Annotated in this window: 18 protein-coding genes; 6 read left to right on the forward strand and 12 right to left on the reverse strand. The window is 37.4% G+C overall.

What is annotated here, in order from left to right:
* The first annotated feature begins 141 nt into the window (after positions 1-141).
* Positions 142-954 carry an HD-GYP domain-containing protein gene (locus ABMA78_RS04900; RefSeq protein WP_392857599.1) on the forward strand — a complete coding sequence of 271 codons (813 nt, stop codon included), beginning with the start codon at positions 142-144 and terminating at the stop codon, positions 952-954.
* On the opposite strand, the gene ABMA78_RS04905 is transcribed toward ABMA78_RS04900, so the two are convergent.
* The 4 genes from ABMA78_RS04905 to ABMA78_RS04920 all read right to left on the reverse strand — a co-directional run bounded on the left by ABMA78_RS04905 (position 951) and on the right by ABMA78_RS04920 (position 6855).
* Positions 951-2378, reverse strand: coding sequence for a hypothetical protein (locus ABMA78_RS04905; RefSeq protein ID WP_392857601.1), 1428 nt, complete (start codon positions 2376-2378; stop codon positions 951-953). The genes ABMA78_RS04900 and ABMA78_RS04905 overlap by 4 nt on opposite strands.
* Before the next feature lie 93 nt (positions 2379-2471).
* On the reverse strand, positions 2472-3362 hold the full coding sequence (locus ABMA78_RS04910; protein ID WP_392857602.1) for a hypothetical protein: 891 nt from the start codon (positions 3360-3362) through the stop codon (positions 2472-2474).
* Positions 3359-4186: a DUF455 family protein gene (locus tag ABMA78_RS04915; RefSeq protein WP_392857603.1), complete on the reverse strand. Its 828-nt coding sequence runs from the start codon at positions 4184-4186 to the stop codon at positions 3359-3361. Before ABMA78_RS04915 ends, ABMA78_RS04910 begins: the two co-directional genes overlap by 4 nt.
* 5 nt (positions 4187-4191) lie before the next feature.
* A complete protein-coding gene (locus tag ABMA78_RS04920; RefSeq protein ID WP_392857605.1) occupies positions 4192-6855 on the reverse strand; it encodes a helicase-related protein in 2664 nt (887 codons plus the stop codon).
* A gap of 106 nt (positions 6856-6961) precedes the next feature.
* Here ABMA78_RS04920 and ABMA78_RS04925 point away from each other — a divergent pair, with 106 nt between their 5' ends.
* Genes ABMA78_RS04925 through ABMA78_RS04935 form a run of 3 tightly spaced genes read left to right on the forward strand, consistent with a single transcriptional unit; the run spans position 6962 to position 10281 of the window.
* Positions 6962-7948, forward strand: a complete 987-nt coding sequence (locus ABMA78_RS04925; protein ID WP_392857608.1) for an NAD(P)H-dependent flavin oxidoreductase — start codon at positions 6962-6964, stop codon at positions 7946-7948.
* 2 nt (positions 7949-7950) lie between these two features.
* On the forward strand, positions 7951-9198 hold the full coding sequence (locus tag ABMA78_RS04930) for an MFS transporter (RefSeq protein WP_392857610.1): 1248 nt from the start codon (positions 7951-7953) through the stop codon (positions 9196-9198).
* 21 nt (positions 9199-9219) lie between these two features.
* Complete coding sequence (locus tag ABMA78_RS04935; RefSeq protein WP_392857612.1) at positions 9220-10281, forward strand: saccharopine dehydrogenase; 1062 nt, start codon at positions 9220-9222, stop codon at positions 10279-10281.
* 24 nt (positions 10282-10305) lie between these two features.
* Here the strand turns inward: ABMA78_RS04935 and ABMA78_RS04940 are convergent, their stop codons facing one another.
* The 5 genes from ABMA78_RS04940 to ABMA78_RS04960 all read right to left on the reverse strand — a co-directional run bounded on the left by ABMA78_RS04940 (position 10306) and on the right by ABMA78_RS04960 (position 15049).
* Positions 10306-10557, reverse strand: coding sequence for a hypothetical protein (locus ABMA78_RS04940; protein ID WP_392857613.1), 252 nt, complete (start codon positions 10555-10557; stop codon positions 10306-10308).
* Between the two features lie 87 nt (positions 10558-10644).
* On the reverse strand, positions 10645-12678 hold the full coding sequence (locus ABMA78_RS04945) for a M3 family metallopeptidase (RefSeq protein WP_392857614.1): 2034 nt from the start codon (positions 12676-12678) through the stop codon (positions 10645-10647).
* 31 nt (positions 12679-12709) lie between these two features.
* Complete coding sequence (locus ABMA78_RS04950) at positions 12710-13927, reverse strand: Npt1/Npt2 family nucleotide transporter (RefSeq protein WP_392857616.1); 1218 nt, start codon at positions 13925-13927, stop codon at positions 12710-12712.
* A complete protein-coding gene (locus ABMA78_RS04955) occupies positions 13927-14382 on the reverse strand; it encodes a hypothetical protein (RefSeq protein ID WP_392857618.1) in 456 nt (151 codons plus the stop codon). The genes ABMA78_RS04950 and ABMA78_RS04955 overlap by 1 nt, the downstream gene beginning before the upstream one ends.
* A gap of 94 nt (positions 14383-14476) precedes the next feature.
* Entirely contained in the window at positions 14477-15049 is a 573-nt protein-coding gene (locus tag ABMA78_RS04960) for a metal-dependent transcriptional regulator (protein ID WP_392857620.1), read from the reverse strand.
* Positions 15050-15322: 273 nt separating this feature from the next.
* Between ABMA78_RS04960 and ABMA78_RS04965 the strand changes: the two genes are divergently transcribed.
* On the forward strand, positions 15323-17032 hold the full coding sequence (locus ABMA78_RS04965) for a hypothetical protein (protein WP_392857622.1): 1710 nt from the start codon (positions 15323-15325) through the stop codon (positions 17030-17032).
* An 18-nt stretch (positions 17033-17050) separates the two neighbouring features.
* Entirely contained in the window at positions 17051-17437 is a 387-nt protein-coding gene (locus ABMA78_RS04970; RefSeq protein ID WP_392857624.1) for a thiol-disulfide oxidoreductase DCC family protein, read from the forward strand.
* On the opposite strand, the gene ABMA78_RS04975 is transcribed toward ABMA78_RS04970, so the two are convergent.
* The 3 genes from ABMA78_RS04975 to ahcY are packed head-to-tail and all read right to left on the reverse strand — an operon-like array spanning position 17438 to position 19913.
* Positions 17438-18118, reverse strand: coding sequence for a hypothetical protein (locus ABMA78_RS04975; RefSeq protein ID WP_392857626.1), 681 nt, complete (start codon positions 18116-18118; stop codon positions 17438-17440). It abuts the gene before it with no gap.
* A gap of 4 nt (positions 18119-18122) precedes the next feature.
* The gene (gene rpiB / locus ABMA78_RS04980; protein WP_392857629.1) at positions 18123-18563 is read right to left on the reverse strand and encodes a ribose 5-phosphate isomerase B; all 441 of its coding nucleotides are present in this window, start codon (positions 18561-18563) and stop codon (positions 18123-18125) included.
* 54 nt (positions 18564-18617) lie between these two features.
* Entirely contained in the window at positions 18618-19913 is a 1296-nt protein-coding gene (ahcY, locus tag ABMA78_RS04985) for an adenosylhomocysteinase (RefSeq protein WP_392857631.1), read from the reverse strand.
* Between the last annotated feature and the right edge of the window lie 66 nt (positions 19914-19979).

A 19979-nucleotide genomic window follows, 5' to 3' on the forward strand; every position in this document is an offset into this window, starting at 1 on the left:
TTGGCATCTTGAAAATCCATTTTAGCATATTAAGCGACCAATATCATATAAATGAGCCGATTAAATTAAAGATTCCTTAAGAATGACCCGAAGAATTATTAGAATATGGGTATAACCCGACTGTAACACTAGGTCTTATAAATGAAGAAGAGTAAAATCGTAAATTTGGGAGAGAGACGCAAGAAAGCTAGTACGCGCAAAAGCACGTCAGCAAAGAAGACTCACTCCAAAACAATCTCTGGAAAAACCGTAGTTAACGCTAAGGGTGCAACTGATGATCCTACACAGAGATTAGAAGCTGAAAATAAAGCATTAAAGCTTGAGCAGAAAAAGATTTGCGAAATGGCCGCAAGAACAATTCTTCATGCGCTAGATTGTAAAGACCATTATACTTACGGACACAGTACACGTGTTGCCTATTTTAGTTTAACTCTTGGGAAAGAAATCGGACTGAACGAAGATGAATTATATGATCTAGAACTTTCGGCCCTATTCCATGATATTGGTAAAATTGGTGTACCAGACGAGGTATTAAATAAGCCTTCAAGACTTACAGAAGATGAATTTCTTCAAATGAAAAGTCATCCAGAAAAATCATTTGAAATCCTTCAAGGATTTACTCACTTTGAAAAAGTTGCAACATTTGCAAAATATCACCATGAAAGATGGGATGGGCGTGGATACCCAGACGGACTTAAGGGTGAAGATATTCCATTATTTTCTCGAATTATTCTAATTGCCGATACTTTCGATGCTATGACATCAACTCGAGTTTATCGTAAGGGACTTGATTATGAAGTTGCTTATGCTGAGCTAGAAGAGTTCTCTGGATCACAATTTGACCCAGAGTTAGCAAAGGCATTTGTAAGAGCGATGAAAAAAGAAGAAGTGAAACAAGAAAAGACTTTCACTCTTACAATCATCGACGGCCTATTTAAGAAAGACGCCGCTTAATTACAATTTGGCGTTTCAGCAACAGTATTAATATAGTACATCTGTAGAGTTCGACAGTCGTATTCTGATGCTAAAATCTTAGAAGTTGCGCACTCATTAGGCTTTCCTTCTTGCTTGGCCCAGTTCATATTACCTTCACATTTAATATAGGCTTCGCGATCAACACATGCCCAGTGCTTTCCTTTACAGTTATAAACTAAACCTTGGCCAAACTCCGTATACTTTGGAGGAGCTACATAATCTAATTTCTTAACAACTTCTTCTTTCTCTTCCTCTAATTTATCAACAATTTTATCTAATTGATTATCGAGGGTATCGGCCTTTTCTTCGTCTTTATCATCTTGTTCTCCAAAACTGATATTAGAATCAACTGGAGTTGATGGGATAATGACTGGCTCAGGAGCAGGCTCAGTATTCTTTTCACCAAGATTCAAACTAGGTTCAGGTTGTTTTTCTTCTACCTGAGGTTCACTAGGAACCACTGCTGGTTCTTGCACTTGAACTTCAGGTTCTTGTACTGGTTGAACTTCAGGAGCAGGCTCAGGTTGAACTTCTTTAGTCGGCTCAGGCTGAACTTCAACTTGTTGTTGTGCTGGTTGCTCGACTTGAGGTTCAGCTTGTTCCACGGCCTTTGGTGACTCTTTTGTTTCAGTGACCTTCTTTGGTTTCTTCTTACGAGGTTTTTTCTGTCTTTTGACAGGTGGGACTTCCGGTACCTCATTATCACTTTCATCAGTTAAAACAAATTGATCGATCGCTAAAAGAACAACTGCAACGATAAGAACGATTTTAATTAGCTTACTTTTATCTTTGGCCTTTTTATCATCATCCTCATCTTCGTCATCGTCTTCATCATCATATTCGTCACTATCTTCGTCTTCTTCATCTTCATCGTCTTTTTCTTTAGACGCTTTTTTCTTTAAAAGCTTAGCAAGGAATGGAAGCTGTTTTTCAAGGAAGGACTTATCTTCGTCATCATCCTCGTCTTCATCATCTTCATCATCCTCTTCACTTTCAAGATCCTCATCGTCCTCATCTTCATTATCAGATGATTTTTTCTTAAAAAGCTTTGCTAGAGATGGGAAGTACTTTTCAACGAAAGATTCATCTTCTTCGTCTTCATCATCATCGTCTTCCTCGTCATACTCTTCGTCTTCCTCTTCATCATCTTCATCCAAGACTTCCTCTTGAGATTGTGGAGGAATAACATCAGCTGCATCGAAGTCATCTTCAAGTTCAGTATCTTCTAATTCTTGGGCACTAGGAATTTTAACATCTGTTGATGTTGCATCATCAAAATCAGAATCAGAATCATCCTCATCAGATTCAAATTCATCTTCTTCAAATTCTTCGAGTAGCTCTTCATCTTCTTCAGACTTCTTTAGCTTCCCTTTCATCTTGTCAAAAAAACCTTTCTTGGCCACAAATACTCCTAATCTAAACCAAAGAACTCTTCCATTTTACTGTATAATTGAGAATCCTCGAAGGAATATTATCTATTTAGCATTCTTGTCCAACTACTTAACTCGGTTATAGTAGCAAATATTTTTTACGAAAGGTGGTGATAGAATGACAGAATCTTTATTAAGATACTGTTTATCACCAAAGTGAAGTGTTCCCTCACCTAGAGTTTTTGTTACATTGAAAATAACTTCACCCATGGTGCGACGATAATTTAACTCAACAAGTGGGCAAAGTTTTAACTCTCCACTCTCATCTTCATAAATCATATTATCGAATTGAATTTTTTGTATTGATTTATTTGGTAAGTTCTCTTTGATTAAATTGATAGTAGAGTTGAGGTCGAATTCCAATCCAAGCTCATCTAAATCGATCAGACATCCACCCTTAAACTGTCCATTTGGACCAGTTAAATTTTCTACAACAAAGAAGTCATCAGTTTTTAAATCGTAAGTAACCCCAAATGTTTTTATAACCTTAACATATTTAGACAGAACACCAGGTAAGTTCACACGCTCTAAATCCGCATGATTCTTAATAATCTTATTACCAATTCCGGAAAAGCTTTGATCAGGACGGTAGAAACGCCTACCATGAATTTCAACACTATCACCTTTATTGATAATTAGATCTTCTAAAGGCTTATACCAACTGGCCAGCCAACACTTGGAGTTTAAAAGCTGGGCATTGTTAAAGTCTCTAAGATCACCCCACCAATTAAAATAATTACTCAAGTCTGTTGTTACTGTCCCTGTTATAAAACCAAAATGACCTAAGCTATCCAAGTACTCTTGTGAATAACTTAATTTTGTACAAAGAGTATTTTCACTAGAGTCATTAACTAAGAAGAAGATATACTCCAGCTCTGTTAAGTACTTATCAATTTTAATTTTTGGATTATTAGCAGCAAGTGCAGCATCAAAGTCGAGATTAACACGATACTTCACTTCCACTCCTTGCGATTTGTGACGATAAATTCATCTTTAAAATTCTCAATACGAGAAATAAAGTCGTCATCCATACCTGTTCTTACTCGCCCCTCACGATCAAAGATCATTCCCTTTGCACGTGCAGGAGAAAGTAAATCTGGTAGAGACTGCACATAGAATTCCCATAAATTGCTTTGATTACGCCACTTATTTAACCAGTGCACACCAAAGCCAACATGAGAAATCTCATCTTCGTAAACAACATTTAAAATTGCTGCTGACTTTTTGTCATCAACACCTTGAAAAATATCACGATAGAATTTTGCAAAATCTAAGTTGGCCGCTTCAAAAGTTAAGGCCATCACAGCAAAGTACTCTTCAAAGCTTGTGATTTTTTGCATCTGTCGCCAAAAGAAATCGTTAACAGGTAGATCTCCAAAATCAATCCCAAAGTCATTCATTCTTTTGCGATAAAGATTAAAATGTTTAATCTCATCATCAATAGTTTGTAGCAATCCTGAGGCGATCCTCTTGTATTGCGACTTATCTTCTATTGGAATATACATCAAAGCAGTGGCCATCATTTCGATTGCCAAAAGCTCATGATTTGCAAAGAAGTGAAGGGCCATGGCCTTCTTTTCATCTAAATGAAAACTACCTCTTTTTGGAAATTTTAGTTGTTCGCAAGAGAATATGATTTTCCCCTCTCTCGCTGGACGAAGATCTTTTATTCCATCTTGTGTTTTATGGTAATTTAGATCCGTAACAACATCAGATGTTGTCAGCTTATCTTCAAGAAATGGAGATTCTAGCAATAGCCTTGCGTACTCGAAAGTATTCATTATCTCTAAGGTTTAGAAGTAGTATTTTTTCTCTTACGACTTACATTTCTTTTTCGACTCTGTCCAGGACGCCCTTTACCTTTGAAGTTTCTTCCTGTTGATCCTTTAGAGGCTCCACCCTTCCCAGGTTTACCTTTAAATCGTCCTCCACCAGGTTTACGACGATTGGCCTTACGCTTCTCAAAACACTCTTCACAGATAGGAAAACGAGAGTCTTCTGGCAGCTTAACACTACATGAAGAACATCTAGCAATAATCTTTTGTGAAAGAAGTTCATTTAGTTGATCGATAGCAAGCTGCTTATTATTTAAGAGCTCAACTTCAGAATAGACAAAGTTTTTATTATTAAAGTGTCTTGAAAGCCATTGATATAGCTCAACACATTTAATCGAAGTTTCAAGATAATCAATATCATTTGAACCGTGTTCAATCGGTTCACAAGGAATCCCTTCCATATTAACGTATTTATGAAGGATCCAATTATAGAATTGAACATGATCCATTAGGCCCAGGTTTACTGGAGCACAAGCAAATCCGAAGATTTCAGCATCAGTAAGAATACCATTTGAATCAGCATCCTCTACCATCTCTGCTAACTCAATCATCTCCTTCATATCAACACAATAGAAAGGAGCTTGGAAAGTCATCGTGTTAAATAGACGTAGAAATTCTGAAAGCTTTAGCTTTGGTAAATTATTATCAATTAGTGCTTTGTTAACTTGGTTGAAGATATCAAGGTCAGGACCAACCATACACTGATCACTTTGTTCAAGTGTCGCACTCAATGCTTCATTGATTGACTCAATTCCGTCTTCGACCTTTCTTAGACAAGTTACTGTTCCGCGAGGAAATCTCTGGAAACGTCCAGCACGGCCACCGATCTGCTTTATCTCACTTACAGAAATATCATGTTGATGGCCATCAAAGAACTTAGAAAGAGTTGAGAAAACGACTCTTTTAATTGGTAAGTTCATACCCATCGCAATAGCATCAGTTGAAACGATAACGTCAGTTTCACCCTGATCAAATTTACGGGCCTGCTCTCGACGTACTTCAGGAGAAAGTCTTCCATAAACAATCGAAACTTTATAACCTAAACGCTCTAAGTCTCTTTTATGTCTTAGGGCATTCTTTCTTGAAAATACAATAAGGGCGTCGTTCTTTTGCATATCAGCTAGAACAATTGGATGCCTCTCAACTGATAGCTCAGTCATACGAGTGTATTCATTAATAATTAGTTCATCGCCACAAAGATCAACAATCACTTTAACAAGATCAAGAGCAGAAGCATCACCACAAAGGTGAACCTCATCGGCCATAATATTAACAAGTGCTCTCGTCCATGCCCAACCACGTGAAGGATCAGTAATCATTTGAATCTCATCAATTACACAACAGTCAAAGACTTCTTGTAATCGCGCCATTTCAATAGTTGACGAGTAGTGTGTTGAACCTTCTCTCTCAATAACTTCTTCACCAGTAAGCAGAGTTGTGACAGCACCTTTTGAATTTAGTGTATCGTAAAGCTCTGCGGCCAGAAGTCTTAGAGGGGCCAAGTAGCAACCTTTAGGGACACTCGATAACTTTTCAATTGCGTGATAAGTTTTTCCAGAGTTAGTAGGTCCCATATGGTAGACGATCTTTCTCTTCATTTGCCTGGCATTTGAATGTGTCCAGAACTCTCCAAGATACTCTTGAAGAATTGTCGACGAGACGTCTTTCTTCTTTAGAATGATAATTGATTTTACGAATTTCTTAAATTCACGCTCTAGGTATCTTTCATTTCTCCAGTAATGAGTTGAAAGAGAGCGGTAGAATTTGTCATACTCCGCATCCGTAATTAGATCAGTACTTAGCTCATTTGCTTCTAAGTATTGATCAAATAACATACTTACATTTCTTCGGTGAAGAGAAGCAAGTTCTGATGGATAAGCAAACTCTGATTTAAAATATTGCTTAACCTGATTCTCTAACCTATTTAGAGAAGATCTTTTAATAGTATTTCTTAATTTGTAGAAATTCTTATCGAGAGTTTTTTGAAGATTGAATACGATATCTGAAACAACATGAATTCCATTATCAATCTCTTCTCTAATTTGCTCTTTCGTTGATTCAATGATTTCAACACAACTTTCATAGACTGAGTCTCTAAGAAGTGCTCTAAAGTCATTTACACACTTAATACACTGACACTTCAGCTCACTGATTTTATGTTTTGTTAAATCAACATCTGAACGAATAAAGGTTTGAGTCTCATTATGCTGATTTACAACCTTTTGTCCCCACTCATAGAATGTTTTCTCGTGAAGAGAGAGGATATTTTGAGACAGCCCACCATCTTGACCAAAGAAGATTGCTTCCTTTTCTGGAATCATACAATCATCAATAAAAATCAAATCAAGGATATTATCTTGTTTAATTAATAAATTAAAATTGGTGAAGTCTTTGTTAAAGAAATAAACTAAAGATGGATTCTCATCAAAAACTGTCCATAACTTAGTTAGCGTTGACTCAAGAAAGCCAAGAACGACAAGAGCATCTTCACTTGCTCTAACATAACTATCATCATCGGAAAAATTATTGACCTTAATAATCGTTTTACGTTCTGTTTCTATATTTTCTCGAATTGCGGAGAAGTCAGGTAGCTTATTTATTTCTTGTGAGCTCATTCTTTAAGAGTACGTTGAGGGAAGAAATTGTGCAAGTAATCTTAGGTGTTAAATACAAAAAAATACATTATAATTAAGCAATAAACATATAGAGAATGGATTGCATATGATGAAAACATGGCTAACTGAAACTTTTAATATTAAATACCCTATTATTATGGCACCGATGTTTCTTGTGACTAGTATTGATATGCTAGTAGAAGCTTCTAAAGCAGGTATTATGGGTTGTATACCGGCACTTAACTGGCGAACTCCAGAAGAATTTGAAGAAGGCCTAAAGGAATTAAAAGAAAGATGTGAAGGTCCATTTGGAATCAATATCATTGTAAACCAGTCAAACATTCACATGCACAAACAAATTGATCTTTGTGCTAAGTATGCACCAGACTTCATCATCACTTCACTTGGAAACCCGAAAGAAGTTATCGAAAAATGTCGTCCACAAGGAACTAAGATCATCTGTGACGTTGTTGATTTAAAATATGCTCAAAAGGTACAAGATCAGGGAGCCGATGCGGTTATCGCTGTAAACTCAGGAGCTGGCGGGCACGCAGGTCCAACACCTGCAAGCATCCTTGTTCCCCTACTTAAGAAGAACTTAGATATTCCAGTTATCTCGGCAGGTGGGATTGCAACAGGATCAGGCCTATTTAGTATCATGGCGCTAGGATGTGAAGGAGTCTCTATTGGGTCACCTTTTATTGCCACTAAAGAATCAATTGTATCTGATGCATATAAAGAAGCCGTTGTTCAATACGGAGCTAAAGATATTGTGATGTCGAATAAGATTTCAGGTACACCTTGTACAGTTATCAATACTCCTTATGTTCAAAAAATCGGAACTGAACAAAATATTGTTGAAAAGGCCATGAGCAAGAATAAGAAGCTAAAAAAATATGCAAAGATGCTTACTGGTTACAAGGGAATGAAGGCCGTTGAAAATGCAGCTTTCGGAGCCACATATAAAACAGTATGGGTTGCCGGTCCTTCTATTGAGTTCATTGAAAAGATTGAAACAGTAAAAGAGATTGTCGATAGAATTGTTTCAGAATTCGATACTTCCGTTGATGAATTCTTAGCTAAAAGATCCTAATTATGTTCAAGCTTCCTAAGGTTTTACGTTATCAAAATTTTAGAAGGCTCTATATTGCAGGTCTGACATCTGAGCTTGGCTCATTTGTTTCAGAAACAGCGCTAATGCTCTTAGTATTTGAGTTATCAAATCATAATAAGAGCTATCTTGGTGCCGCACGTGCAGTATTCCTCTTCTTTCTAACAATCGGAAACTTAATTGGTGGGGTCATCGGCGAGAAATATAATCGCAAGAATGTCCTTCTGTTTACGAACTATATTCGTATCCCAATTATTTTCACAATTATCTTTGCTAAAACTCCTGAAGTGGTCATTCTATGTGACGGCCTAATCGCCCTTTTTACAGGGATGTACAACCCCACTAGACAGGCAATGGTAAATGACATTGTTCCCCAAAAAGATATGAATCGTGCCAATGCACTATTTGGCTCGGCATTTGCTGTTCTACACATGATTGGGCCATTTCTTGGTGCAACAATGTTTACGGCGTTTGGTGGTATTAAGGAAGTCGTCGCCCTCGATTTTCTAACTTACATTGTTGGAATCTACTTTATTATGAGCTTAACCTATAACCCGCCAAAACAAGAGGGGAACAGTGAGAGCTTCTTATCTGAAATAAAGAACGGTATTAAATATGCCCGAACACAAAAAGAGCTCTTTGCCGTCATTTCAAATGTCATCATTGAAGGTTTAGTACTTGGGTTTATGTTTCCCCTGATTCTTCCATATCTTACTGAGACCCTCGGGGCCACAAAGCAAGATTACGGGATAGCCTTAGCGCTCTTTGGCCTTGGTGGCCTATTTGGTGGTTGGGCCAGTTCTACAATTTTCAAAGATAAACCTGTTGGAAAATTAATTATTACGACACTCTATTTAGAACCTGTTCTCATGGCAATATGGCTATACACGGCTTCTTATACTGCAACATTAATGATTTTCTTTGTTTGGGGATTTGTTGTATTCGTTCGTATTACAAATCAACTAAATTATGTTTCCCTTAAAGTCGAAACAAAGTACCTAGCGAGGATATTTGCCCTACTAGATCTTGGCTTCGTTGTCCCAAATATATTAGGTGGGATTATCCTTACATTTATTGGAAATCAATATGCTACAGAAGAGATCCTTATTGTCGTCTGTATTGCATTCTGTGCACTTATTTTCCCGAGAATGTTATTTTCAGATATGAAAGCATTATTTAACTTAAACAATGAAACCGTCGATAGGGATACATCAATACAGGATAAAATCTAATTAAAGACAAGGTTATTAAATATGACAACAGTATGGTTAAGAGATGAAGATAAGGCATTTGAAAAAAGAACTCCTCTAACACCAGAAAATGCAAAAAAGTTAATCGATGCAGGCTATAAAGTAGTCGTCGAAAAATCAAATGATCGAATTTTTCCAATCGAAGAATATGAAAATATTGGCTGTGAAATAAAAGAAAGCCATGCTTGGGTTACTGAAGCACCAGTTGGTGACGATATTTTTATTCTAGGCTTAAAAGAACTAAAAGAAACGGATGAATTTCCACTAAAACACAATCATATTTACTTTGCCCATATTTACAAGGGCCAAAACGGATCTCAAAAAGTCTTTGATCGCTATCGAAAAGGTGAAGGAACCCTATTCGATCTCGAATTTCTACTAAACGAAGATAAAAGACGTGTTGCCGCTTTTGGTTACTGGGCAGGCTATGTTGGGGCTGCACTTAGTATCGAGAACTTCTTCTCAAATTCCCCAGCTACCCTGAGGCATTACTCTTCTAAAGATGAGTGGCTTAAGATTATCAATGAGAAAAGAAACGGAAAACAAAACCCTTCGACTTTTATTATTGGTGCCCTTGGACGTTGTGGAAGTGGGGCACGAGAACTTCTTACAGACCTAGAGCTTGAATCAATTAACTGGGACGTTCAAGAAACGAAAGTTGGTGGCCCATTTAATGAAATTCTTAAGGCCGACATTTTTATTAATACAGTTCTCATGACAACGAAGATTCCTCCATTTCTAGATAAATCACTTATGGAGAAGAATCAAAAACTATCATATATCTGTGATGTTAGTTGTGATCCTAATAGTGACCTCAACCCTATCCCGGTTTACGATGTTCATACAACTTGGGACAGGCCACTTCATAAAATTGAAAGTTCGATTGATCATGAATGTAATATTATTGCGATTGATAATCTTCCTTCAGCGCTGCCGAAAGAGAGCTCGATTGATTACTCGAATCAGTTGATTCCTCACCTACTTGAGCTTAAGAATGCGAAGGATTACTTTACATGGTCACATGCTAAAGAAATCTTTGAGACGAAAAAATCTGCTAATAAGTAAGCTCTATTGCTAACTTTAGCAAAGCTAAAGTATCGCTTCTTCTTTGCGATGGCTTTCCCATTGCTCCAGAGAGACATCCTGCGGCAAAAGTGCCCAGCGGGCAGTTTTGAAGCTGAGATGAATGTGATTTAAGGAAGCTAGCCGTAGGCGCGGCTTTCGGTTATTTGCCACAATCGAAAACTTTCCCATTGCTCCTGAGACAACAAAGCCGACATAAACGTCGGCTTGTTGAAATAATTTTTTAGCTAAAGACTGGGGAGCTAGCGCCGCAAACAATAGACTGGCCTTTATGGTTACGATGACCGGTATGTCAGCGAGAGGCAGGAGCCGAAGCTGACGAGGGCGGCCAATTTTGCGGAGCGCTTAAATCAGACCACCACGTCTAAGTAGTGCATCAACCTCTGGCTCACGTCCACGGAACTTCTTGTAAAGATCCATTGGATGTTCTGAACCACCTTTTTCAAGGATATTTTCTCTGAAACGATCTGCAATTGTTGTATTAAAGATCCCTTCTTCTAGAAATAACTCAAATGCATCTGCATCTAGAACTTCGGCCCATTTGTACGAGTAGTAACCAGCAGAATATCCACCTGCGAAGATGTGACCAAATGAAGTTGAAACCATTGTTCCAGCAACTTTAGGAAGTAGTTGAACATCTTGAGTTGCAAGATTTTCAAATTCTTCTACATTTGTAATATTTGATGGATCACCTGAGTGCCATGCCATATCAAGTAGACCTAGGCTTAGTTGACGAATAGTGTGACGACCCTCTCCAAAGTTTGAACTATCTTTTAGCTTTTGTACTAATTCAGCTGGAATTAACTCTCCAGTTTCATAGTGCTTAGCAAATAGGTCTAAGCATTCTTTTTCAAATGCCCAGTTTTCCATAATTTGTGATGGAAGCTCAACAAAGTCCCAGAATACATTTGGACCAGACAGCATACGGTACTGACACTTAGTTAGGATACCGTGAAGCGCGTGACCAAATTCGTGGAATAGCGTTGTCACTTCATTGAAAGTAAGAAGTGATGGCTTCGTTGTTGTTGGCTTTGTAAAGTTACAAACATTTGCAATGTGAGGACGGATATCTTCACCGTTAAGAACATATTGTTCTCTAAATGCTGTCATCCATGCTCCACCACGCTTAGATGCACGAGGGAAGTAATCACCGTAGAATAGTGAAATGAAATTTCCATCACGATCAGTAATTTCATAAGTCATTACATCTTGGTGATACTTTGGAACATTAGATACTTCTTTAAAGTTTAGTCCATAAAGCTTAGTTGCAACTTCAAAAACACCATTAAGAACATTTTCTAACTTAAAGTATGGTTTTAGCATTTCATCATCAATGCTATATCTTTCTTTCTTTAACTTCTCATAGTAGTACATATAGTCCCATGAAGAGAAGTCTTCCACTCCGTCTTGCTCTTTAGCATAGGCTTTAACTTCATCCATATGCTCAATTGCAGCAGGCATTGCTTTTTCTTTTAAGTTATTTAGAAGATCAAAAACATTTTGTGCACTCATGGCCATACGTTCTTCTAAGATATAATCAGCGTGGCTCTTGTATCCAAGAATACCAGCTCTTTCAAAACGAAGCTGAGCAATTCTTTTTACGTTTTCTTGATTATCAAGTTCATCACCTTTAGCACACTTAGTCCCAGAAGCGATTGTCATCTTCTTACGTAATTCACGATTTTGAGCATAAGTAATGAATGGCCCAAAGCTTGGGTAATCTAGAGTGAAAACCCACTTACCTTCGTGACCCTTTTCAGTTGCTGTCATTGCAGCAGCTTCAATAAGTCCTTCTGGAAGTCCTGCAAGATCTTCTTTGTTATCTAGAACCATTTCAAATTTATTAGTCTCTTTTAAAAGGTTGTCAGAAAACTCCAGACCTAGTTTTGAAAGTTCTTCATCAATCTTTCTTACTTTGTTCTTATCTTCTTCACTTAGAAGAGCACCATTTCTTACGAATCCTTTATAGATCTTTGTAAGAAGAGTCATCTGCTCAGCATTTAAGTCTTCATTTTCTTTGTTATCGAAAACAACTTTAACTTTTGCAAAAAGATCAGCATCAAGGTTAACGTCGTTACCATGAGCAGTTAATAATGGAGAGAATTCTTTTGCGATTTCATTCATCTCATCATTTGTGTTTGCTGACTTTAGGTTAAAGAAGATCATTGAAATATCTTCAATTGCACTTCCTGAGTTTGCATATGGCTCAATGATATTTACAAATGTAAGTTCACCATCAAAGTTTTTAATCGCTTCGATTTCTTCTTTGTGAATCTTAATTGCTTCGCGAATTGCTGGCATGTAATGCTCGTTTTTGATTGTATCAAATGGTCTTGCACCATGTGGATTTGTGAATTTTTCTAATAATGGATTAGACATATAAACTCCTAAATGAATCTTATTAAAGACATTACTCCGAGCGAAATTTAATGGCCATAAAGGCCGCTAGAACTAGCCAGAGTAACACTGATATTATTAGCATATTTTGAGTAAAAGCCAAACTTGTAAACACTAATAGTAGAGCTGAAATACCCATTTTTGACGCACGGTAGACAACCATATCCACGATATACTTGGCCCCGTACTTTTGTTCTTTGCTCAAAGGGAAATATAGCATCTCCTTAGCTGCCGAAAAGATCGAATAATCTAAACCTTTAAAGCCTACAAATAAAATTGCTGTTCCGAGTAATCCCAAGTATTCCATGCGATCCAAAATAATCAGGATAAAGAAAACAAATGGAATAAAGATATGGACTGATGAAACTTTAAAATATTTAAATGCAATTGGAATAATAACAATTTGAACAATTAGTGAAATGGCATTAATCGATGAATAAATATTGCCAAGATAGGCACCCTTCTCATTAGCATCTTTAAATACTTCAAGTCCTAGATTAAATTTATAATTTGCCAAGTTAATTACCACTTGGGAAAGAATAATTAGTCCACAAATAAAGAAGACATAAAGCTTCTTATCTGCGAGTGAAGAGATTGGAGACTTTTCTTTGAGTGCTAAGAATTGCTTTTGGGTAAAACTAAAAATAATAATGACTAGAGCAAGAATGAGTAGGCCACAAGAAGCAGCATAGAATACTCCCATCCCCTTCATTAGCTTTGTCGTAAGGAGTCCTCCAAAGATTCCTCCAAGAGAACCCAAGGCCCCTAGTGGACCATAGACGAGTTTTGCGACTCTAAAGTCAATCACAGAGTTAAGATACCCCAATGATAAATGGACGACTAAAATAATATAAACTTCCTTCCAAACGGCAAAGACAGCGCTTCCGTAAGCAACTCCATTTCCAAGTGCAATTAGAGCGCCTCCCATAAGGGCCAGCGATATTGCCACAATCCCATTAAAGATTATCGCAATGGAGAAGTACTTTTGTAGTTCATTGATGATGCTAACGCTGAGACCAAGAAACATTACCGAAGATAACCAAATCCACGGTGTACTCTTAGCGCCAAAATTCTGAATAAAGAGAGCAGTTGAGCTCGAACGAATCATTGGGTATGAGAAGAATGCTAGAAAGAGTGTAAATGTAACTAAGAGAATATTTCTTCTCTCATTTTGAGATAGCCCAAAAAGACCAGCATTGATCTCCTTAACGGCCGTAATAATATTTTTCATTATTCAATCACCATAAGAGAGTATTCTTTATTTTCAAGCTTAGTCAGTGAAGTTAAGTCGACCCATTTTCCTAAACTAAAAGTTAAAGTCGTTAAATGGTCCTTATTCTTCTTACTTCTTAAATCGAGAAGATAAATACTCCCCTTCTTCTTACAAATTACATGATAGACTTCACCGCCGAAGTCCATTTCAAAACTATTGCCTTGAGAACTAATAATGTCCGAGAGCTGCTCGTTGACCTTATCATTAAGCTTTGTCACTTCTTTCATTTTGAATTTACACATCTCTTGAGTGAAATGAGACACAGAGCTTTTCTCTAACTCATTTGGAAAGTATTTATTTACTAATTTTCGAAATAATTCTTGGCGATATGATTTAACTTCTAAGTTTAAGCAATTCTTATGAGAATCAATTTTGATTTTTTCACCATCAATAACGTATTTCAACAGATCCATACGAATGGTATGAATTGGCCGTTTACGATTAAAACAATACTCAGTTGCTGATGCAGTTGATAGTGATATGCCCAGAATTAAAAGAAATAAGAATTTAAGCGTCTTTCTCTTCCTGTAAGTACGTATCACCCTTTTGACCTTCCATAAATTCTTCAGCGGACTTGTAGTCACAAAGACTTAAAGTTGTCTGAAAATTAAAACCTTTAGGAAGTTTACCACTTTTTGCAAGATCGTCACATGAGCAAGAAAGTGTCTTCATGAATTCAAAGAATTTTGTACTAGTTTCCTCACTTAAAAGGTGCTCAATCATACAAGAGTCTTTTTCAGCGACTGTTTCTGAAACACCAACAAAGTCTTTTAGGAAGTAATAGAGAAGAGTACGAGAAGTTAAAGTCTTGTGAACTTCATCGTGACCGTCATCAGTTAAGAGAAGAAATTTTGTATCATCTTCCTCTTTAACTAGATTACGTTTTTTAAGATTATTAAGGGCCGTTGAAACTGATCCCTTAGTTAAACCTAAGTCTTTGGCAATATCTGTAACTCGAGCATAACCCTTGTCTTCTTTTAGCTTATGAATTGCTAAAAGATAGTGAACCATTGAATGAGATAACTCAGCTTCACGCGGTTTTTTGTCATTAGTATTAGCTTTTGTTGATGTATTTGCCATGATATTTCTCACAAATTAGGTTATGCCTTTAATCTAGCAATTTCAGGTATTTTTGGCAACTAATGGCCCCTAGAAGATGCCCCAAATTATGTGCATCGTTTTTTCAGATTTCTAAAGCAACCACCCGCATAACCCATTGAATTTACATGGTTTTTAATGAGGCATATATTACAGACCTCCCGAGTAGCACCACAGCGTGTTAAAATCAAAAAGAATCTAAATAATTGGGGTTAGCTAATGTTGAGGCCAAAATCAAAAATATTCACCACTCTCGTGACGTTATTTTTAGTAACGAGTTCAATATTGTCTTATGGACAAAATAGCAACTACGAAGCTCCTTCGGAAGCCGATGTTGAGTCTGGAAATATTACGGACAGAGATAAGCATACAATGGAGAATTATACGCACGCCGGTTATCAGCAAAGAGAAGCTGATGAAAAGTGGGCCGAGGAATGTGGGACTTCTCAAGAGTGTGAAAGTATAAGAAAGGGTGGCGATGCAACTGACGGTGAGAAATTCATGGGAATGTCACCTTCAATGTTTAAGGCCGTAGGACAAGCCTACTCTATTATTATGCCGGCCATGTCTCAAGCTGGAGGCGGTGGTAAATTCAATCAAATCGATGTTGTGACTAAGAAAGATGTTGCTGCCAAGTACAGTGATAAGGGGATTAGTTTTAACCAAGAAGGTAAGGCCGAGGCCATGGCCGACTCTAGTGCTACACCTGAAGATCTAAAGGAAGCGCAATCAGAACATGACAAAGCAAGCGAGAAAGAAGGTACTGATTATTGCCAGTATATCCCGATGGGGGCAGAGGTTATTGCACGTGTGACTCAGCAAAAGAGTGATGAGTTTGCGCTTGCTACTGAACCAGATGTTGAAAATGCTCAAAGCCAGGCGCTTTATAAGCAAGCACGTTCACACCGTGATCGTCAAAAGTCTGTTGATATCCAGAGGAAAGGATGGGGAGCGACGACTGTTTGTTATATTGCCTCGATGGCCACACAAGGTGGATTCACAAGTGGCTGGAGTAACTGGGTAAAGCTAGGTGCTTCAACTCTTATGACGAGCTACTATATGTGGGAACACAAGATGCATGGTGATGCTGCTGACAAGTTAAATAACGTTGCCAATAAATTAAGTGGTAAAGGTAAATGTAATCCTGTTTCAGATCGTGATTGCTATTGTAGCCAGCCTGAAACAATGAATGATGTTAAGTATTGTTATCCGCAAATTAGACAAAGAACTGCTCAGAATAATAACTGGCAAGTTACTTGTGTCGACAATAATGTGAAAGAAGACCTTAACTGTACTTGTCGCCAAACAAATTCATGTCTCGATTCAAGAATCTCATCAAAGATTGGAGGAATGTATATTCCGGGTGGACTTGGAACAAGTCTAGATGACTTCTATAAAATGACAAACGGTATATCGACTCCAGGAGATAGCTCAAATAGCTTCAAATCGACGTCAGGAAAGATTTTTGCGATGGCCAACGATAAACTAAAAGAAGGGCTTAACAAAATCAATCTACCAGATAATTATAAGAAGAAAGATGCAAAAATCGCAGAAGGCTTAAGACAACTTGGATTTGATGGTGCCGTTGCAAATGCGATTTCTGCAACTCCTGAGACGAATGAAAGCAAGTCAGCTGAAGCAAAACTTAAATCTCGTGCTTCAGGGCTTAGAGGAAAGTCTGCTAAGTATACTGCTTCTTATAAACCAAAAAATAATGGACTCTACTTTAGAGGTGGTAGCGGTTTAGACAATAAAAAGAAGAAAAAGAAAAAGGCCGTAAATCCATACGCTCACCTACTAAAGAAGAAAAAGAAAGATAATGCAAATGCTAGTGCAGAAATTTTAGACTTCTCACAAAGAGCACAAAGAAATGCAGGAATTACAAAAGATAAATCTAGTAATATTTTTGAGATCATATCAAGAAGATATCGTTACTCAGCGACTAAGAAATTAGGAGCACAATAAAAATAAAAGGTTGTTTTCATGGAAGAAAATTACAAATTACCAATTCTCATTTTCGATGATGAATGTCCACTATGTGTCAGATTCAAGGATTCTCTAGCACGCTTAGAAGAGGCCAAGTCTGTTAACTTTGTAAGTGTTAACGATGAAAAGCTCTATCAAGCTTATCCCGAACTAAATAAAGAAGAATGCCAAGAAGTTGTTCACTACATCACAAGTGATAAGAAAGTTTTAAAGGGTGACGAAGTGATCACTCATCTTGCTAAGCTATACCCACTTGTAAATAAGTTTAGCTGGCTAATTGAAAGTAATATGGGCCAAAAGGCTACAAGCTACTTTCACAAGACAACTAGTGCTTACAGAAGAATGCTAAAAAGAAAATGTCCAAGCTGTATAAAGCACGCTTAACTAGCGAACAAGACTTCGACGAGAAAACATACTGCGGTTAAATGGCTCTAGTGTTAGGGCCGTTAAAACCCAAGTCAAACAAAACTCAGCAAATTGCACTTTATTATCACTAGGAATAAAAAGTGTAATCACAAGAAGAATCATGAAACTTATAATATGAGTTGCCTTTGGAACAGGCAGTGCAAATTTATCAATGAATTGCTTTGCCTTTTCAACTTTAAGATATGAAATAGGAACAGCAAAAAGATAAATAAATAGAATAACTCTTAGAAAGAGGTTCCAAGACTCATGAGAAACTCCACGAGCAATTAACCAATTTTGAAAATTTGTTTCGAGAAGAACACTATTGATATCCCTAAACATTTCAGGGGAATTCCAATCAAAGATACGTTGTCCCCAACTCACCTCTTCCAAGGCACAGATAACATAGAACACACCTTGAATAACGAGCATAAGAAGAAATTTTGAATCTCTAAATTTTGCGAGAACTCTGCGTCTGTAAAAATAACCAAATGAAATGAGACATAGGCCAACAAAAGTAAACCATTCGAGTAGTCCATTTTGTGCGCTAAGTACTTTATCAAAATAAGCTAAATCAGTTCTTGATATATATAGGCTATAGATACCAATAACTAAGATAACAAAGAATGAGATATATTCAGTCCATTTAACTTTAAACATAAGATTAATTTTCACCGAGGTCAGTGAACATGTCAATGCGAGTCTGATGTCTGCCGCCTTCAAACTCAGTCGATAGCCATACCTTAGTCATGGCCAAAACTTCTTCACTAGTTGAAATACGGCCACCAAAGCAAATTACATTTGCGTTGTTGTGCTCACGAGAAAGCCTTGCTAGATCGACGCTATGACAAAGAGCTGCTCTAATTCCTTTAAACTTATTGGCAACCATGCATACTCCAATTCCCGACCCACAAAGAAGGATACCTTTCCCCTCTTTTTGCACGGCCTTTGCTAAAGCGATTGCATACTCAGGGTAGTGACATGAATCTGTCGAATGCGTCCCAAGATCCTCTACTTCATAACCTTCTTCAATTAAGAATTTCTTAACTGCTTCTTTTTGTTCGAAAGCACCGTGATCTGTTGCTAGGAAAATTTTCTTACTCATTATTTGGACCTAAAAGTAAAAAGCCTCCCGAAGGAGGCTTGAGTATTTGTTAAATTAATAACGGTAGTGTTCTGGCTTGAATGGACCTTCAACTGGTACGCTGATGTATTCAGCTTGTTGAGGAGAAAGAGTATCGATTTCAACATTGATTCTCTCAAGGTGAAGACGAGCAACTTTTTCATCAAGGTGCTTAGGTAGCATATAAACTTTGTTCTCATACTTACCAGCATTATCCCAAAGTTCCATTTGAGCAATTACTTGGTTACAGAATGAGTTCGACATAACAAATGAAGGGTGCCCAGTTGCACAACCAAGGTTTACTAGACGACCTTGAGCAAGAAGGATGATTCTCTTACCATCTTTTCCTGTGTATAGATCAACTTGTGGCTTGATATTATCTTCTTCAAAGTTATTGTGAAGGTGCTTAATATCGATTTCATTATCAAAGTGACCAATGTTACAAACGATTGCACCATCTCTCATATTATCAAGGTGAGATGCATTGATTACGTGGTAGTTACCAGTTGTTGTAACGAAGATATCACCTTCAAGAGCTGCTTTATCCATTTTCATTACTTCGAAACCTTCCATTGCTGCTTGAAGAGCACAAATTGGATCGATTTCAGTAACGATAACTCTAGCTCCAAGACCTTTGAAAGATTGAGCTGAACCTTTACCAACATCACCGTAACCAACAACAACACAAGTCTTACCTGCGATCATAACGTCAGTTGCACGCTTGATACCGTCAACAAGAGACTCTCTACATCCGTAAAGGTTATCAAATTTAGACTTTGTTACAGAGTCATTGATATTGATTGCTGGCATCTTAAGAGTTCCGGCCTTAACTCTTTCATATAGTCTGTGAACACCTGTAGTTGTTTCTTCAGAAAGACCTTTGATTCCTTCGATTAACTCAGGATACTTGTCGTGAACCATATTTGTAAGGTCACCACCATCATCAAGGATCATATTAAGTGCTGATCCATCTGCCCACTTAAGAGTTTGCTCGATACACCAGTCAAATTCCTCTTCGTTCATACCTTTCCAAGCAAAAACAGGAATTCCAGCAGCAGCGATAGCCGCAGCAGCTTGATCTTGAGTTGAATAAATATTACATGAAGACCATCTTACTTCAGCACCTAGCTCAACAAGAGTTTCGATAAGTACAGCTGTTTGAATAGTCATGTGAAGACAACCAGCGATCTTTGCACCTTTAAGTGGCTTTGACGCTCCAAACTCTTTTCTTAGAGACATTAGTCCCGGCATTTCAGTTTCAGCGATTTTAATTTCTTTTCTTCCCCAGTCAGCTAGAGAGATGTCTGCTACTTTGTAATCTGTAAAGCTCATGTTTCCTCACTTTATGTATGAATAAATCTTAATATATTTTATGTCCGAAACTATAACAGTATATCC

The organism is Halobacteriovorax sp. RZ-2 (assembly GCF_043196685.1).
Lineage (GTDB): Bacteria > Bdellovibrionota > Bacteriovoracia > Bacteriovoracales > Bacteriovoracaceae > Halobacteriovorax_A.

Excerpts from the sequence above, each read along its gene's own strand:
- ABMA78_RS04970 (WP_392857624.1), top strand. The coding sequence starts at position 17,051 with ATGGAAGAAAATTACAAATTACCAATTCTCATTTTCGATGATGAATGT.
- ABMA78_RS04900 (WP_392857599.1), top strand. The coding sequence starts at position 142 with ATGAAGAAGAGTAAAATCGTAAATTTGGGAGAGAGACGCAAGAAAGCT.
- ahcY (WP_392857631.1), bottom strand. The coding sequence starts at position 19,913 with ATGAGCTTTACAGATTACAAAGTAGCAGACATCTCTCTAGCTGACTGG.
- ABMA78_RS04960 (WP_392857620.1), bottom strand. The coding sequence starts at position 15,049 with ATGGCAAATACATCAACAAAAGCTAATACTAATGACAAAAAACCGCGT.
- ABMA78_RS04935 (WP_392857612.1), top strand. The coding sequence starts at position 9,220 with ATGACAACAGTATGGTTAAGAGATGAAGATAAGGCATTTGAAAAAAGA.
- ABMA78_RS04930 (WP_392857610.1), top strand. The coding sequence starts at position 7,951 with ATGTTCAAGCTTCCTAAGGTTTTACGTTATCAAAATTTTAGAAGGCTC.
- ABMA78_RS04945 (WP_392857614.1), bottom strand. The coding sequence starts at position 12,678 with ATGTCTAATCCATTATTAGAAAAATTCACAAATCCACATGGTGCAAGA.
- ABMA78_RS04975 (WP_392857626.1), bottom strand. The coding sequence starts at position 18,118 with ATGTTTAAAGTTAAATGGACTGAATATATCTCATTCTTTGTTATCTTA.
- ABMA78_RS04925 (WP_392857608.1), top strand. The coding sequence starts at position 6,962 with ATGATGAAAACATGGCTAACTGAAACTTTTAATATTAAATACCCTATT.
- rpiB (WP_392857629.1), bottom strand. The coding sequence starts at position 18,563 with ATGAGTAAGAAAATTTTCCTAGCAACAGATCACGGTGCTTTCGAACAA.
- ABMA78_RS04920 (WP_392857605.1), bottom strand. The coding sequence starts at position 6,855 with ATGAGCTCACAAGAAATAAATAAGCTACCTGACTTCTCCGCAATTCGA.
- ABMA78_RS04950 (WP_392857616.1), bottom strand. The coding sequence starts at position 13,927 with ATGAAAAATATTATTACGGCCGTTAAGGAGATCAATGCTGGTCTTTTT.
- ABMA78_RS04955 (WP_392857618.1), bottom strand. The coding sequence starts at position 14,382 with ATGGATCTGTTGAAATACGTTATTGATGGTGAAAAAATCAAAATTGAT.
- ABMA78_RS04915 (WP_392857603.1), bottom strand. The coding sequence starts at position 4,186 with ATGAATACTTTCGAGTACGCAAGGCTATTGCTAGAATCTCCATTTCTT.